This window comes from Colwellia psychrerythraea (genome assembly GCF_000764225.1).
Taxonomy (GTDB): Bacteria; Pseudomonadota; Gammaproteobacteria; order Enterobacterales; family Alteromonadaceae; genus Colwellia; species Colwellia psychrerythraea_D.
In genome coordinates this window covers 40022-54197 of sequence record NZ_JQED01000042.1, presented here as the reverse complement: position 1 = coordinate 54197, position 14176 = coordinate 40022, and the positions used below count along the sequence as shown (strand labels likewise).

Annotated in this window: 22 protein-coding genes; 1 reads left to right on the top strand and 21 read right to left on the bottom strand. The window is 40.2% G+C overall.

Translation table 11 applies throughout. The features are described from left to right. Positions 1–31: 31 nt before the first annotated feature. The 18 genes from ND2E_RS06495 to ND2E_RS06575 all read right to left on the bottom strand — a co-directional run bounded on the left by ND2E_RS06495 (position 32) and on the right by ND2E_RS06575 (position 9701). The gene (locus tag ND2E_RS06495; protein WP_033094755.1) at positions 32–1021 is read right to left on the bottom strand and encodes a DNA-directed RNA polymerase subunit alpha; all 990 of its coding nucleotides are present in this window, start codon (positions 1019–1021) and stop codon (positions 32–34) included. Between the two features lie 28 nt (positions 1022–1049). Next, entirely contained in the window at positions 1050–1670 is a 621-nt protein-coding gene (rpsD, locus tag ND2E_RS06500; protein WP_033094754.1) for a 30S ribosomal protein S4, read from the bottom strand. A gap of 31 nt (positions 1671–1701) precedes the next feature. Then, entirely contained in the window at positions 1702–2091 is a 390-nt protein-coding gene (gene rpsK / locus ND2E_RS06505; RefSeq protein ID WP_011041474.1) for a 30S ribosomal protein S11, read from the bottom strand. A gap of 13 nt (positions 2092–2104) precedes the next feature. Continuing rightward, on the bottom strand, positions 2105–2461 hold the full coding sequence (rpsM, locus tag ND2E_RS06510; protein WP_011041473.1) for a 30S ribosomal protein S13: 357 nt from the start codon (positions 2459–2461) through the stop codon (positions 2105–2107). A gap of 150 nt (positions 2462–2611) precedes the next feature. Continuing rightward, a complete protein-coding gene (gene rpmJ / locus ND2E_RS22720; protein ID WP_011041472.1) occupies positions 2612–2725 on the bottom strand; it encodes a 50S ribosomal protein L36 in 114 nt (37 codons plus the stop codon). 30 nt (positions 2726–2755) lie between these two features. Then, a complete protein-coding gene (gene secY / locus ND2E_RS06515) occupies positions 2756–4093 on the bottom strand; it encodes a preprotein translocase subunit SecY (RefSeq protein WP_033094753.1) in 1338 nt (445 codons plus the stop codon). A 6-nt stretch (positions 4094–4099) separates the two neighbouring features. Further along, positions 4100–4534, bottom strand: coding sequence for a 50S ribosomal protein L15 (rplO, locus tag ND2E_RS06520; protein WP_033094752.1), 435 nt, complete (start codon positions 4532–4534; stop codon positions 4100–4102). A 2-nt stretch (positions 4535–4536) separates the two neighbouring features. Beyond that, entirely contained in the window at positions 4537–4716 is a 180-nt protein-coding gene (rpmD, locus tag ND2E_RS06525) for a 50S ribosomal protein L30 (RefSeq protein ID WP_033094751.1), read from the bottom strand. 6 nt (positions 4717–4722) lie between these two features. Then, on the bottom strand, positions 4723–5232 hold the full coding sequence (gene rpsE / locus ND2E_RS06530; RefSeq protein ID WP_033094750.1) for a 30S ribosomal protein S5: 510 nt from the start codon (positions 5230–5232) through the stop codon (positions 4723–4725). Positions 5233–5241: 9 nt separating this feature from the next. After that, positions 5242–5595 (bottom strand): 50S ribosomal protein L18, encoded by a 354-nt coding sequence (gene rplR / locus ND2E_RS06535; RefSeq protein WP_033094749.1) that lies wholly within the window; start codon positions 5593–5595, stop codon positions 5242–5244. 9 nt (positions 5596–5604) lie between these two features. Continuing rightward, positions 5605–6138 (bottom strand): 50S ribosomal protein L6, encoded by a 534-nt coding sequence (gene rplF / locus ND2E_RS06540; RefSeq protein WP_033094748.1) that lies wholly within the window; start codon positions 6136–6138, stop codon positions 5605–5607. Between the two features lie 10 nt (positions 6139–6148). Further along, positions 6149–6538 carry a 30S ribosomal protein S8 gene (gene rpsH / locus ND2E_RS06545; RefSeq protein ID WP_395858443.1) on the bottom strand — a complete coding sequence of 130 codons (390 nt, stop codon included), beginning with the start codon at positions 6536–6538 and terminating at the stop codon, positions 6149–6151. Between the two features lie 19 nt (positions 6539–6557). Further along, on the bottom strand, positions 6558–6863 hold the full coding sequence (gene rpsN / locus ND2E_RS06550; protein ID WP_033094746.1) for a 30S ribosomal protein S14: 306 nt from the start codon (positions 6861–6863) through the stop codon (positions 6558–6560). Between the two features lie 4 nt (positions 6864–6867). Further along, positions 6868–7413 carry a 50S ribosomal protein L5 gene (gene rplE, locus ND2E_RS06555; protein WP_033094745.1) on the bottom strand — a complete coding sequence of 182 codons (546 nt, stop codon included), beginning with the start codon at positions 7411–7413 and terminating at the stop codon, positions 6868–6870. 12 nt (positions 7414–7425) lie between these two features. Further along, complete coding sequence (gene rplX / locus ND2E_RS06560) at positions 7426–7740, bottom strand: 50S ribosomal protein L24 (RefSeq protein ID WP_033094744.1); 315 nt, start codon at positions 7738–7740, stop codon at positions 7426–7428. 12 nt (positions 7741–7752) lie between these two features. Then, a complete protein-coding gene (rplN, locus tag ND2E_RS06565) occupies positions 7753–8121 on the bottom strand; it encodes a 50S ribosomal protein L14 (protein WP_011041461.1) in 369 nt (122 codons plus the stop codon). 246 nt (positions 8122–8367) lie between these two features. Then, positions 8368–8805 carry a D-aminoacyl-tRNA deacylase gene (dtd, locus tag ND2E_RS06570; RefSeq protein WP_033094743.1) on the bottom strand — a complete coding sequence of 146 codons (438 nt, stop codon included), beginning with the start codon at positions 8803–8805 and terminating at the stop codon, positions 8368–8370. Further along, a complete protein-coding gene (locus tag ND2E_RS06575; RefSeq protein ID WP_052056745.1) occupies positions 8802–9701 on the bottom strand; it encodes a virulence factor BrkB family protein in 900 nt (299 codons plus the stop codon). The genes dtd and ND2E_RS06575 overlap by 4 nt, the downstream gene beginning before the upstream one ends. Positions 9702–9809: 108 nt before the next feature. Between ND2E_RS06575 and ND2E_RS06580 the strand changes: the two genes are divergently transcribed. After that, positions 9810–10034 carry a hypothetical protein gene (locus ND2E_RS06580; protein ID WP_033094742.1) on the top strand — a complete coding sequence of 75 codons (225 nt, stop codon included), beginning with the start codon at positions 9810–9812 and terminating at the stop codon, positions 10032–10034. Positions 10035–10121: 87 nt separating this feature from the next. On the opposite strand, the gene ND2E_RS23145 is transcribed toward ND2E_RS06580, so the two are convergent. The 3 genes from ND2E_RS23145 to ND2E_RS06590 all read right to left on the bottom strand — a co-directional run bounded on the left by ND2E_RS23145 (position 10122) and on the right by ND2E_RS06590 (position 14156). Beyond that, positions 10122–10271: a hypothetical protein gene (locus ND2E_RS23145; RefSeq protein ID WP_190277849.1), complete on the bottom strand. Its 150-nt coding sequence runs from the start codon at positions 10269–10271 to the stop codon at positions 10122–10124. A 341-nt stretch (positions 10272–10612) separates the two neighbouring features. After that, entirely contained in the window at positions 10613–12430 is a 1818-nt protein-coding gene (gene typA, locus ND2E_RS06585; RefSeq protein WP_033094741.1) for a translational GTPase TypA, read from the bottom strand. A gap of 211 nt (positions 12431–12641) precedes the next feature. Then, a complete protein-coding gene (locus tag ND2E_RS06590) occupies positions 12642–14156 on the bottom strand; it encodes a S10 family peptidase (RefSeq protein ID WP_150113774.1) in 1515 nt (504 codons plus the stop codon). Positions 14157–14176 lie beyond the last annotated feature (20 nt).

Here is a 14176-nt window from a genome sequence, read left to right as displayed (position 1 = left end):
CTCTCAAACTATTAAAAAAATGATGATCGAACTAGTCGTTGTCAACAATGCTTTCAGGTGGCCAGTTTTCTAGGCGCATGCCTAGAGACAAACCACGCGACGCTAACACGTCTTTGATTTCAGTTAGAGACTTCTTACCTAAATTAGGCGTTTTAAGAAGCTCCACTTCAGCACGTTGTACTAAATCACCAATGTATTGAATTGCTTCTGCTTTTAAACAGTTAGCTGAACGAACAGTTAATTCTAGATCATCAACAGGACGAAGCAAAATTGGGTCGAACAATGGTTTTTCTTCCACTTGTTCTACTTCTTTGATATCACGAAGTTCAACAAACGCATCAAGCTGTTCAGCAAGAATAGTTGAAGCACGACGGATAGCTTCTTCCGGATCCAATGTACCATTGGTTTCCATATCTAAAACTAATTTGTCTAAATCTGTACGTTGTTCAACACGTGCAGAATCAACATCATAAGCAATTCTAACTACTGGGCTGAATGAGGCATCAACCAACAAACGACCAATAGCACGATCTTCTTCCTCGGCATCACGGCGCGCAGAAGCGGGAACATAACCACGTCCCATTTCAACTTTAATGCGCATGCTAACAGAACCTTCACCTGTTAAGGTGCAGATAACATGGTCAGGATTTGCAATTGTTACATCTCCGTCATGTTGTATATCAGCTGCCGTTACAGGGCCTTCACCAGACTTAGTTATGGTAAGAACGGCTTCATTCTTGCCTTCTAACAAAACTGCAAGCCCTTTAAGGTTTAACAATATTTCGATGATGTCCTCTTGAACACCTTCTTTACTACTGTACTCATGTAAAACACCGTCAATTTCAACTTCAGTAACGGCACAACCCGGCATTGAAGATAAAAGAATACGACGTAACGCATTACCTAAAGTGTGACCAAAACCACGTTCTAGTGGTTCCAAAGTTACCTTAGCACGACGAGGGCTAACGGTTTCAATGCCTACTAAGCGCGGTCTAAGGAATTCGGTTACAGAACCCTGCATATATGTCCTCTCTTAAAGTGCAACTTTACTATTTAGAGTAAAGTTCAACAATCAACTGTTCATTAATTTCGGCAGATAAGTCAGCACGATCTGGAACACGTTTGAAAACGCCTTCAAGCTTCTTATTATCTACTTCAATCCAAAGTGGCTTCTCACGTTGATCAGCCAATTCTAAAGCAGCGATGATACGCGCTTGAGTTTTAGACTTCTCACGAACAGAAACAGTATCTTCAGCTTTAACAGTGAAAGATGGAATATTAACTACAACGCCATTTACCACGATAGCCTTATGGCTAACTAATTGACGGGCTTCAGCACGTGTGCTTGCATAACCCATACGGTAAACTACGTTATCTAAACGAGTCTCTAAAAGCTGTAACAAGTTTTCACCTGTGTTGCCTTTTTGACGTGCCGCTTCTTTGTAGTAATTACTGAATTGTTTTTCTAGTACGCCATAAATACGACGAACTTTTTGTTTTTCACGAAGTTGAACACCGTAGTCAGACAAACGACCGCGACGGGCGCCATGTTGACCTGGTATTGTTTCGATTTTACATTTAGTGTCAATTGCTCTAACACCGCTTTTAAGGAACAAATCTGTACCTTCGCGGCGGCTAAGCTTTAACTTAGGACCTAAATATCTAGCCATTTTCTTTCTCCAACTATCCTAAAAAGTGCAATTAAACGCGACGTTTCTTAGGAGGACGACAACCATTATGAGGAATAGGTGTAACGTCAGTAATGTTGGTGATTTTAAAACCAGCAGCATTTAAGGCACGGATAGCAGATTCACGACCTGGACCTGGACCTTTAACGAACACTTCAATATTCTTCAAGCCAAACTCTTTTGCAACAGCGCCTGCGCGGTCTGCAGCTACTTGCGCAGCGAACGGAGTTGATTTACGTGAACCACGGAAACCTGAACCACCGGCAGTCGCCCAAGATAACGCATTACCTTGACGGTCTGTAAGAGTCACGATTGTGTTGTTGAAAGAAGCATGGATATGAGCCATGCCATCAGCAACTTGTTTTTTTACGCGTTTACGCGTACGAACTGGTGTTTTAGCCATTGTCTAGTTCCTCTTACTTCTTAATTGGCTTACGAGGACCTTTACGGGTACGCGCATTTGTTTTAGTGCGTTGACCACGTAGAGGAAGACTGCGACGGTGACGAATGCCACGGTAACAACCTAAATCCATAAGACGTTTAATGTTCATTGAAACTTCACGGCGTAAATCACCTTCAACGGTAAATTTATCCACTTCAGCGCGTAGCAAATCTATTTTTGCTTCGTCTAATTCACTGATCTTCGTTGATTCAGCGATACCAGTAGCTGCACAAATTGCTTTCGCACGTGTAGCTCCGATACCGTAAATCGCAGTAATGGCGATTACTGCATGCTTACGATCAGGGATGTTAATGCCAGCGATACGGGCCACTAACACATCTCCTATTAATAATTAAAATTACTTTGGTTGGAAAGCCCGTTAGGATACCCAACCATTCTCTTTTTCTGCAAATCGAAGCGGCATTATACAGATAAATCTGCATAATGCCACTTCTAAAAGATATTAGGTTAAAAGCTAAGCTTAACCTTGTCTTTGTTTGTGCTTTGGTTCAACACAAAGAACGCGAATTACGCCTTTACGCTTTACCACTTTACAATTACGACAAATCTTTTTTACGGATGCACGTACTTTCATTTTATACTCCGTTAACTAAATCGACTCGGTCTAACGACCATAGCCTTTTAAGTTCGCTTTTTTAAGTACATTGTCATATTGATGAGACATCATATGCGTTTGTACTTGTGCCATAAAGTCCATAATCACTACTACGATAATCAATAAAGATGTACCGCCGAAATAGAACTGTACGTCCCATGCCATGATCATAAACTGTGGAACCAAACAGACAAAGGTAATATACGCTGCACCAGCTAAGGTTAAACGTGTCATTACTTTATCAATATATTTGGATGTTTGTTCACCCGGACGAATCCCTGGAATGAACGCACCTGACTTTTTCAAGTTATCTGCAGTTTCACGCGGGTTGAATACAAGAGCCGTGTAAAAGAAACAGAAAAATATAATTGCTGCCGCTAACATCATCACATACAAAGGTTGCCCTGGAGACATAGCTCCTGAAACACCTTGTAAGAAATCAGCTACGGGGCCGTCACCTTGACCAAACCAGCTCGCAAGCGTGCCTGGAAACAAGATTAAACTTGAGGCAAAGATTGGCGGTATAACACCAGCCATATTCACTTTCAAAGGTAAGTGAGTACTTTGTGCAGCAAACACCTTACGACCTTGCTGACGTTTCGCGTAATTAACAACAATACGTCGTTGACCACGTTCCACAAATACTACTAAGAAAGTTACTGCAAATACCACAACGCCTATAAGCAATAATACTAATAAGTGCAATTCACCTTGACGCGCCATTTCAGCCGTTTGACCAACTGCGGATGGCATGCCAGCAACAATACCTGCAAAGATAATAATCGAAATACCATTACCAATACCACGTTCAGTAATTTGTTCACCTAACCACATTAAAAACATGGTACCAGTGATTAAACTAATGACTGCGGTGAAATAGAAACTAAAGCCTGCATTAATAACAAGCCCTTGCATCATATCCGGTAAACTTCTGGCAATCGCTATCGATTGTACTGTTGCTAGAACTAAAGTGCCGTAGCGTGTGTATTGACTGATTTTACGACGTCCAGCTTCACCTTCTTTTTTAAGCTCTGCCATTGCGGGATGAACCACAGTTAGCAATTGCATAATAATCGAAGCTGAGATGTACGGCATAATACCAAGCGCCAATACTGAGGCTCGCTCAAGTGCACCACCGGAGAACATGTTAAACATTTCTACAATGGTGCCCTTTTGTTGTTCAAAGAACTGAGCTAATACAGCGGCGTCAATACCAGGGATTGGCACAAAAGACCCTAAACGAAGCACAACTAAGGCGACGAATACGAACCATAATCTTTGTTTAAGCTCAGACAAACCGCCTGCGCCCTTACTACCTTGTGAAGTAGCCGTTCCTGGTGTAGCCATTGTGTATTATTCCTCTACTTTGCCACCAGCAGCTTCAATTGCTGCTTGTGCGCCTTTAGTTACTGCAATACCACGTAATGTAATTGGACGAGTAATTTCGCCAGATAACATAACTTTAACAGCTACGATATTACGTGTAATTAGGCCAGCGTCTTTAAGTGCGTGAATATCAACAACATCGCCTGTAATTAGGTTTAATTCGTGTAAACGAACTTCAGCGCGAACTAAAGACTTACGTGAAGTAAAACCAAATTTAGGTAAACGTTGTTTCAATGGCATTTGACCACCTTCAAAACCAGGACGTACACTACCGCCAGAACGAGACTTCTGACCTTTGTGACCACGACCACCAGTTTTACCGATGCCTGAACCAATACCACGACCACAGCGTTTTTTAGCTTTGTTAGATCCCGGTGCAGGGGATAAAGTATTTAAATGCATAATTAATCCTCCACCTTAACCATATAGTAAACCTTGTTAATCATACCACGTACAGATGGAGTATCTTCTAACTCAACTGTATGATTGATACGACGTAGACCAAGGCCTCTTAATGTAGCTCTATGCTTCGGTAAACGACCGATAGAGCTTTTTAGTTGAGTTACTTTAACTGTTTTAGACATGCTCAATTACCCCAGTATTTCGTCAACGCGCTTGCCACGTTTAGCTGCCATGCCTTCTGGTGAATGCATATTCACTAGGGCAGAAACAGTAGCGCGAACTACGTTGATTGGGTTAGTAGAACCGTATGCTTTTGACAATACGTTCTGAACGCCTGCAACTTCAAGTACTGCACGCATCGCGCCACCGGCGATGATACCTGTACCTTCAGAAGCTGGTTGCATGTAAACTTTAGAACCAGAATGCTTGCCAATAATGACATGCTGAAGAGTAGTTCCCTTCAGGTCAACGTTTACTATGTTACGGTGTGCTTTTTCCATTGCTTTTTGGATTGCAGCAGGCACTTCACGTGCTTTACCGTAGCCAAAACCAACACGACCGTTACCGTCACCAACTACTGTTAGTGCAGTAAAGCTGAATATGCGACCACCTTTAACCACTTTAGATACGCGGTTAACGGCGATTAGCTTTTCAGCCATATCACTTTGCTGTGAGTTTTCTTGATTATGATTAGCCATTATAAACCCTTAGAACTGAAGACCAGCTTCACGAGCTGCTTCTGCTAACGCTTTTACGCGACCATGGTAAAGGAAACCAGAGCGATCAAAAGCTATCTTAGAGATACCTTTTGCTACAGCACGTTCAGCGATTGCTTTACCTACTGCAGTTGCTGCTGCAACATTACCTGTTTTTTCAATTTGAGCTGCAACTTCTTTATCTAAAGTAGACGCAGATGCGATTACTTCAGAACCCGTAGGAGCGATCAATTGAGCGTAAATGTGACGAGGAGTACGGAATATAACTAAACGATTCGCACCCAACTCGCTAATTTTTGCACGAGCGCGTTTAGCGCGGCGCAAACGAGATGTTCTCTTATCCATAGTATTACCCTACTTCTTCTTAGCTTCTTTACGACGAACGTATTCATCAGCGTAACGTACACCTTTACCTTTATAAGGCTCTGGCTTACGGTATGCACGAATGTTCGCTGCGGTTTGACCAACTAAATGTTTATCACAACCTTTCAGTGTGATTTCAGTTTGGCTAGGAGTTTCAACAGTAATTCCTTCAGGAATAGCGTGTTTAACTGGGTGTGAAAAACCTAAAGATAAATCTAAAGATTTACCAGCAGCTTTTGCACGGTAACCAACACCCTGTAAAACTAATTTCTTTTCAAAACCTTTACTAACACCTTCAACCATATTGTTGATTAAAGCGCGTGCAGTACCGGCTTGAGCCCATGCATTTCTGTCATCACATGCGATTGTAGTAATGATGTTGTTCTCTTCTTGAGAAACAGCAACAAAACTATGGATCGTACGTGATAATTCACCTACTGGACCTTTAACTGTAATGTCTTGACCTGATAACGTAATGGTAACGCCGGCAGGGACAACGACAGGTGCTTTTGCAACACGAGACATATTATTCTCCTTACTCTACGAAACCAAGAACTTCACCGCCAATACCCGCAGAGCGAGCGGCGCGATCCGTCATCAAACCTTTAGAAGTCGAAATGATCGCAATACCCATACCAGCAAGAACTTTAGGAAGTTCATCACAGCTTTTGTATATACGAAGACCAGGACGTGAAACACGTTTGATCTTTTCAATTACTTCTTTACCTTCAAAATACTTCAAAGTTACAGCTAGCTCAGGTTTTACATCACCTGATACTGAATAATCTGAAATATAACCTTCTTCTTTAAGCAAGTTTGCAATTGCAACTTTAACTTTTGAAGATGGCATTTGTACTGCAACTTTTGCTGCAGATTGACCGTTGCGGATGCGTGTAAACATGTCCGCGATAGGATCAGTCATCATAACCATTTACTCCCGTGAATTACCAACTAGCTTTCTTAAGACCTGGAACTTCACCACGCATCATAGTTTCGCGTAACTTAATACGGCTTAAACCAAATTTACGTAAGAAACCATGTGGACGACCAGTAACATTACAACGATTACGTTGACGGCTACGTGATGAATCACGAGGTAAACTTTGAAGTTTCAATACAGCATCCCAGCGTTCTTCATCAGAAGAATCAACACCAGAGATGATTGCTTTTAATGCAGCACGCTTTTCAGCATATTGTGCTACTAACTTAGTTCTTTTAGCTTCACGAGCTTTCATTGACGTTTTAGCCATAACTCTACACCTTCTTCTTGAACGGGAAATCAAAGGCAGACAATAGAGCTAGTCCTTCTGCATTATCTTTCGCGCTAGTAGTAATAGTGATATCTAATCCGCGAATTTTATCGATTTTATCGTATTCGATTTCAGGGAAGATAATTTGCTCACGAACGCCCATGCTGTAGTTACCACGACCATCGAATGACTTAGGATTTAAGCCACGGAAGTCACGGATACGAGGAATAGAAATAGAGATTAAACGCTCTAAGAATTCCCACATACGCTCGCCGCGTAGAGTTACTTTTGTACCAATAGGGTAGCCTTCACGAATTTTGAAGCCCGCAACTGATTTGCGTGCTACTGTCGTGATCGGCTTTTGCCCTGAGATTGCAGTAAGATCATTTGTGGCGTGTTCTAAAACTTTCTTATCAGAAATAGCTTCACCAACACCCATGTTTAGGGTGATCTTTTCAATCCGAGGGACTTGCATGACACTTTTATAACCAAATTGCTTTTGCAATTCAGCTACAACTGTATCTTTATATAAATCATGCAGTTTCGCCATCGTTTACTCCAATTAAATTAATTCGTTATTAGATTTGAAAAAACGTACTTTTTTGTCGTTTTCAATTCTAAAACCAACACGATCTGCTTTGCCCGTTGCTGGGTTAACAATCGCTACGTTGGAAACTTGTAAAGGTGCTTCTTTTTCAACAATTCCACCAGGCTGCTGTAACTGAGGTACAGGCTTAGTGTGTTTCTTGATTAGGTTTACGCCTTCTACGAATACTTTGCCGCTTTCAACAAGAACTTTAGTGACTTTACCAGTCTTACCCTTGTCTTTACCTGCAAGTATAATTACTTCATCATCACGACGAATTTTAGATGCCATTATCGTGACTCCTTAAAGTACTTCTGGTGCTAATGATACGATCTTCATAAATTTCTCATTACGAAGTTCACGTGTCACAGGCCCGAAAATACGAGTACCAATTGGTTGTAAGTTAGCGTTTAACATTACAGCCGCGTTTTCGTCAAAACGGATAGCAGAACCATCTGTACGACGAACACCTTTCTTAGTGCGCACCACTACCGCAGTGTGAACATCACCTTTTTTTACTTTACCGCGAGGACTTGCTTCCTTTACGGCAACTTTGATGATATCACCAATGCGTGCATAGCGACGGTGCGAGCCACCAAGAACCTTTATACATTGAACACGCTTAGCGCCACTGTTATCAGCAACATTCAGCTGTGATTGCATTTGGATCATTGATTTTGCTCCATTGTTATCTTTTAAAAAACCTTGTTAAACACAAGATAAACAATAAGATAATATAAAATTTAAGGCCAGAAATTGACCCGTCACTGCCTTTGAAAGACCCCCATCTTGTTTAGAATTTAGACATAAATGTCACCACTCAAACTTAACGGGCGCGAGATTATAACACCACTTAATGTAAAGTGATAGTTTAATTAGTTAAAAATTAAACAGTGTTTATTTATAACGCTTGGAAGGTCAAATTGTTAGGGTAAAGGTAACAGGACCATCGTTAATTAAGCCGACTTTCATGTCAGCGGCAAACTCCCCTGTCGGAACGTTAAAACCTTTATTTCTTAACTGGGAAACAAAAAACTCATAAAGTCGATTACTAAACTCTGGTTTTGCTGCGGTTGTAAAACTCGGCCTCATACCACTTGAAGTATCCGCAGCTAAGGTAAATTGAGATACCACCAAAATATCACCGCCTGCTTGTTGTACATTTAAGTTCATCTTGTCATTTTCATCATTAAAAACACGATAGCCAGCAACACGTTCAGCTAACCGTTTTGCTTTTTGTTCGCTATCTAATGGTTCTACAGCCAGAAAAACTAATAAGCCTTTTTCAATTTCCCCAATTATCTCATCATCAACGGTGACACTTGCCTGACTCACCCGTTGTATTAAAGCTATCATGATGCTTTCTCATCCTTATCTTGTGATCTATCAATTTCTTTTACTTTTTGTTCTTTCAAAACGCCATACTCTTGCAAGGAAACCGTTATTAATGCCCCTGTAAGCACGATGACCCAAGAAACATAGACCCAAAGAAATATAATTGGAATGGTTGCCAGTGCACCATAAATGACTTGGTAAGAAGGAAATGCTGCAATATACAGTGCAAACGCTTTTTTAGCTAATTCAAATAAAACACCAGCCACTATGGCACCACATAAGGCATACTTGAAGGGAACAGCTTTATTAGGCACTGCGATATATAGGATAATAAAAGCGATAATAGAAGAAAGCAGTGGCAATAAGTGTATAAACATATCTGATAAACCTAGTACATCATATTCATCCACTGCGACAATAGAAACAAGATAAGAAGATAACGCAATACTTGCACCTACCAATATTGGACCTAATGTTAAGACCATCCAGTACATAGCAAATGAGGTGATGGTGCGCCGTTTATCTGTGACTCGCCAGATTTTATTGAAAGTATTATCAATAGATGAAATAAGAAGAAGTGCCGCCACAAATAAAAAAGAGATGGCAACTGCCGACATTTTTGAGGCATTAGCAACAAAGCCAGTTAAATACTGTTGCACCACATCGCCTGCAGCAGGTACAAAATTTTGATACACAAACTGCTCAATACTGTGCTGCAACTCAGCAAAAAGTGGGAATGCCGTCATTACTGAGAACATAACAACGACTAACGGCACCAATGACATTAAGCAAACATAAGATAAATAGCCGGCAACCACTTGTATTTGCTCACGCTGTACACGACGGGTAAAATAAAAGAGAAGCCCTTTATGTTCGTGCCAAAAACTTATTAGCTTTGTTTCTTTAAATAAACTCATATTTGTTAACAATTTACTGATTTGCCCTATTTGGCATATATATTAAGATAGAGACAATTAATTAGCTAGTTTATGCTAGTTTCACTATAGAATAATTTGGAGTGGCTAATGGCTAGTCAAGGTTCTGCAGGTAATGTAATTTCTGCAATTTGTAATGTGTTTTTCCCGGGATTAGGGCAATTAGTGCAAGGTAGATTAATGGCGGCATTAGTTTTTGCCATTGTGTGCGTTGGTGGTTATGCCCTTTGGTGGATGGTCGTTCCAGCGATTATTGCTGGCATCTTTCATTTGTGGGCAATAATAGACGCAGCAACTTATCGAGACAATGGTTAATAAACGCAGTCACTAACTTCTATTATCTGCATAACATAAAATAGTACCTCACTATCTAATGACGTTGAGTGCACTAGTATAGTTTTCCTAACCATTATCTTCTGCTTTGTCATCTTCGCCAAAGCAGTTAATTTGTTCTAACAAAGCTGAGAGCTGATGTATTTGTTTCGGGTCAGCTTTTCCTTGACTGAAGATATGACTTAACTCTTGTAGCTCTTTTAGCTGCGCTGGTGACATAATACAATTCCTTTTGTGTTAAAAAAGCGGCTTCTAACTTGCCACTTGATATCTATAAGCGTAGTAATATTGCGCTTTGTCTGCTTAGTTATTTTTAGCGCAGAAGTAACAAAATATGAATAGTCCGATGCTTTTTATCATTTAAAACCTAAGATACAGTCACTTACCTGACAGCATTGCTACTATTATGGATAATGCTTGCACTAATTGCAGACATGTCTTACATACGCTATTGCTAATATTTTAGCTTTCATCATCATAGGCCTAAAAATCACAACCATAAAAAAACGCCTATCACTTTCGCGATAGGCGTTTTTCAATATTTATCAAGAAGTCAGTAATTACTTAGCTGCACGACCTTCACGTTTACGATCACTCTCTTTCAAGAACTTCTTACGTATACGAATGCTATCAGGTGTTACTTCTACTAGCTCATCATTATCAATAAATTCTAATGCTTGCTCTAATGACATAATGATAGGTGGCGTTAACGTTTGCGCTTCATCAGTACCTGATGAACGAACGTTAGTTAACTGCTTACCTTTAAGGGCATTTACTGTTAAATCGTTATCACGACTGTGGATACCAATAACTTGTCCTTCATAGATATCAATACCGTGACCAATTAACATACGACCACGAGATTGTAAGTTAAAGATAGCGTTGGTTAATGCTTTACCCGTAGCGTTAGCAATCATAACACCGTTCAAGCGTTGACCGATTTCGCCACCCTTATGAGGACCGTATTCAAAGAATGTATGGTAAATTAAACCAGAGCCTGACGTAATTGTCATAAATTCAGTTTGGAAACCAATTAAACCACGACTTGGCATGATAAAGTCCATACGGATACGACCCGTACCGTCTGGTGCCATATCAGTAAGTTCAGCTTTACGAACCCCCATTTTTTCCATGATTGAACCTTGATGTTGCTCTTCAACATCAATAGTTACTGTTTCGTAAGGTTCTTGTAACTCACCATTTACTTCACGAATAATAACTTCTGGACGTGATACCGCTAATTCATAGCCTTCACGACGCATGTTTTCAATTAAGATACCTAAATGAAGCTCACCACGACCTGATACTTTAAATTTATCAGGATCATCTAATTGCTCAACACGTAAAGCAACGTTATGAACTAATTCTTTTTCTAAACGATCTTTGATATTACGTGAAGTTACATACTTACCTTCTTTACCACAGAATGGTGAAGTATTTACTTGGAAAGTCATGTTGATAGTCGGTTCATCAATTGATAACGCAGGTAAACCTTCAACTTCAGTTGGACAACAAATAGTATCAGAGATTTTTAATTCTCCTAAACCGGTAATTGCAATAATGTCACCAGCAAAACCTTCTTCGATATCATGACGCTCTAGACCCAAGTATCCAAATACTTTACCTACTTTAGCGTTATGAACACCACCGTTTGCTAATTGAATTGTTACTTGTTGGTTAGGCTTAACAGAACCACGCATAATACGACCAACACCAATTACGCCTAAGTATGAGCTGTAATCAAGTTGAGATATTTGCATTTGGAATGCGCCATCAGGATCCGCTTTTGGTGCAGGAACTTCATTAAGGATGGTATCAAAAAGTGGCGTCATATCAGAACCTGTTTCGCCTTCTTCAAGTGATGCCCAACCGTTGATAGCTGAAGCGTATACCACTTTAAAGTCTAACTGTTCGTCTGTTGCACCTAAGTTATCAAATAATTCAAAAACTTGATCCATAACCCAATCAGGACGAGAACCTGGCTTATCAACCTTGTTAATTACAACAATTGGTTTTAAACCTTGTGCGAATGCTTTTTGTGTCACAAAACGAGTTTGTGGCATAGGGCCTTCTTGAGCATCAACGATTAGTAGTACAGAATCAACCATTGACATTACACGCTCAACTTCACCACCAAAATCAGCATGGCCAGGAGTATCTACGATATTTACACGGTATTCATTGTAGTTAATAGCCGTGTTTTTAGCTAAGATTGTGATACCACGCTCTTTTTCGATATCGTTCGAATCCATCGTACGTTCTTCTAAACCGCCACGGGCGTCTAGTGTACCTGACTGTTCTAATAGTTTATCAACTAAAGTGGTTTTTCCGTGGTCAACGTGAGCAATAATTGCCACATTTCTTAATTTATCTAACACAGGCTTTACTCGCTGTTTCTGTCGTTGACCGCTACTTTAAGCAGGTGAACGAATAGGACTATAATTGGGCGCGCATTATACAGCTCTTTAGGCTAAAAAGAAATCAATATATAAACTATCGCTTTTATCAAGTAGTCAGTACACGCCATAAACAAAAAAAGCTTACCAAGTAACCCCGGCAAGCTTTTTATAGATAACTCAATAAGCTCTGCTAATACTTAGCCGCTTCACCAGCCTTAGGTAAGCTGCTTTTAATAAACTCACGAATATCTTGGTTAGCATCTCGCAAATCTTCATGACGTAAATACATCATATGGCCACTCTCATATCCTTTAAAGGATAAACGATCTTTCATTAAGCCACTGGGATCTAATTGCCACATAGTATATTTAGCATCAAAGTAATTGGTTGCGCCATCAAAGTATCCCGACTGAATCATTACTCGTAAATATGGATTCTGTGCCATAGCTGAACGAAGACCTTCACCTGTTTTATTGCCAGTACGATCCCATGGGTGGACCTTACCAAACATGTTGTATTTAATATCTGTTTTATACTCTAATTCCTCACGTAAATAATAATTAATCGCCGGAGTAAAACTGTGCAACCATGAGCTTAATTCCGCGTTATAATCTGGGCTCGAGCCTGCGACCTTTTTATCAATGCCTAAATAACGTGAATCCAACCGACCGATAGTTTGCTTTCTATCGCGTAATAACTCCTTCCAAAAAAAGGCATTATTAACATCTAAATTATTGGCAATGACTGCTTCAACTGATAAACCCGCATATTTTGAGACTTGCTCTGCAATCGCTTGTTTCTCTTGCTCGAGAATAAAACCGCCTTTAGCGAGTGCAGGCAAATATTCACTAATAGTAAACATCTCAACTTCTACAAGTAACTCTGCTAACGACTTTTGCTGAAGAGCTGGTATTAAGGCTTTGTGATACCATGCCGCGGCAGCAAAATAAGGTAACCTATTTGCCGCTTTTACCGGTCCCTCTCGTTTGATGCCAATATCGGTTGGTGACACTAAAATCACACCATTAACATACATCCATTGGCGTGCTTGTAGCTCTTTCGCTAACCCTGAGACACGCGTAGTACCATAACTTTCACCTATGAGATATTTTGGCGAGCGCCAGCGTTCATTACGCGTTACAAAAGTATTAAGCCACTCAGCCAAATAGTTAATATCAGCATTAACGCCAAAAAACAGCTCTTTTTGCTGCTCTTTACTAGGCATTTTTCCATCTTTATTTGGTAATACACGCGAGTAGCCAGTATTGACTGGGTTAACAAAAACAATATCTGCAACATCTAAAATTGAATAAGGATTAGTTTTTACGCCATAGGGCTGTAGTGGATAACCTTCATCATCAACATTCAGTACTCTTGGTCCAGTATAAGCTACATGCATCCATACAGACGCAGAGCCTGGGCCCCCATTAAAGGAGATTAATAACGGACGTTTTGCACGATCTTTTACATCACTACGTTGATAGTAAGTATAAAACAAACTTGCGATTGGCTTACCTTCTTCATCCCACACGGGCTGTGTTCCAGTAGTCGCACTATACTTAAATTTTTCTCCATTAACTTTAGTACTATGTTTGGTGACATGTTTGCCATCAATAGTCAGTTTGCGTTCATGAACACCGTGCTGTTGTTCAACCTTTTCATTAGTAGCTAAAACTAAGCGGGAGAAAAAGCTAAGTATCACTATGACAGAGATTAGAATGCTAA

What these genes read in the sequence shown, in the direction of transcription:
- ND2E_RS06495 (WP_033094755.1), bottom strand. Translation starts at nt 1,021, where the DNA reads ATGCAGGGTTCTGTAACCGAATTCCTTAGACCGCGCTTAGTAGGCATT.
- rpsD (WP_033094754.1), bottom strand. Translation starts at nt 1,670, where the DNA reads ATGGCTAGATATTTAGGTCCTAAGTTAAAGCTTAGCCGCCGCGAAGGT.
- rpsK (WP_011041474.1), bottom strand. Translation starts at nt 2,091, where the DNA reads ATGGCTAAAACACCAGTTCGTACGCGTAAACGCGTAAAAAAACAAGTT.
- rpmJ (WP_011041472.1), bottom strand. Translation starts at nt 2,725, where the DNA reads ATGAAAGTACGTGCATCCGTAAAAAAGATTTGTCGTAATTGTAAAGTG.
- secY (WP_033094753.1), bottom strand. Translation starts at nt 4,093, where the DNA reads ATGGCTACACCAGGAACGGCTACTTCACAAGGTAGTAAGGGCGCAGGC.
- rplO (WP_033094752.1), bottom strand. Translation starts at nt 4,534, where the DNA reads ATGCATTTAAATACTTTATCCCCTGCACCGGGATCTAACAAAGCTAAA.
- rpmD (WP_033094751.1), bottom strand. Translation starts at nt 4,716, where the DNA reads ATGTCTAAAACAGTTAAAGTAACTCAACTAAAAAGCTCTATCGGTCGT.
- rpsE (WP_033094750.1), bottom strand. Translation starts at nt 5,232, where the DNA reads ATGGCTAATCATAATCAAGAAAACTCACAGCAAAGTGATATGGCTGAA.
- rplR (WP_033094749.1), bottom strand. Translation starts at nt 5,595, where the DNA reads ATGGATAAGAGAACATCTCGTTTGCGCCGCGCTAAACGCGCTCGTGCA.
- rplF (WP_033094748.1), bottom strand. Translation starts at nt 6,138, where the DNA reads ATGTCTCGTGTTGCAAAAGCACCTGTCGTTGTCCCTGCCGGCGTTACC.
- rpsH (WP_395858443.1), bottom strand. Translation starts at nt 6,538, where the DNA reads ATGATGACTGATCCTATCGCGGACATGTTTACACGCATCCGCAACGGT.
- rpsN (WP_033094746.1), bottom strand. Translation starts at nt 6,863, where the DNA reads ATGGCTAAAACGTCAATGAAAGCTCGTGAAGCTAAAAGAACTAAGTTA.
- rplE (WP_033094745.1), bottom strand. Translation starts at nt 7,413, where the DNA reads ATGGCGAAACTGCATGATTTATATAAAGATACAGTTGTAGCTGAATTG.
- rplX (WP_033094744.1), bottom strand. Translation starts at nt 7,740, where the DNA reads ATGGCATCTAAAATTCGTCGTGATGATGAAGTAATTATACTTGCAGGT.
- rplN (WP_011041461.1), bottom strand. Translation starts at nt 8,121, where the DNA reads ATGATCCAAATGCAATCACAGCTGAATGTTGCTGATAACAGTGGCGCT.
- dtd (WP_033094743.1), bottom strand. Translation starts at nt 8,805, where the DNA reads ATGATAGCTTTAATACAACGGGTGAGTCAGGCAAGTGTCACCGTTGAT.
- ND2E_RS06575 (WP_052056745.1), bottom strand. Translation starts at nt 9,701, where the DNA reads ATGAGTTTATTTAAAGAAACAAAGCTAATAAGTTTTTGGCACGAACAT.
- ND2E_RS06580 (WP_033094742.1), top strand. Translation starts at nt 9,810, where the DNA reads ATGGCTAGTCAAGGTTCTGCAGGTAATGTAATTTCTGCAATTTGTAAT.
- ND2E_RS23145 (WP_190277849.1), bottom strand. Translation starts at nt 10,271, where the DNA reads ATGTCACCAGCGCAGCTAAAAGAGCTACAAGAGTTAAGTCATATCTTC.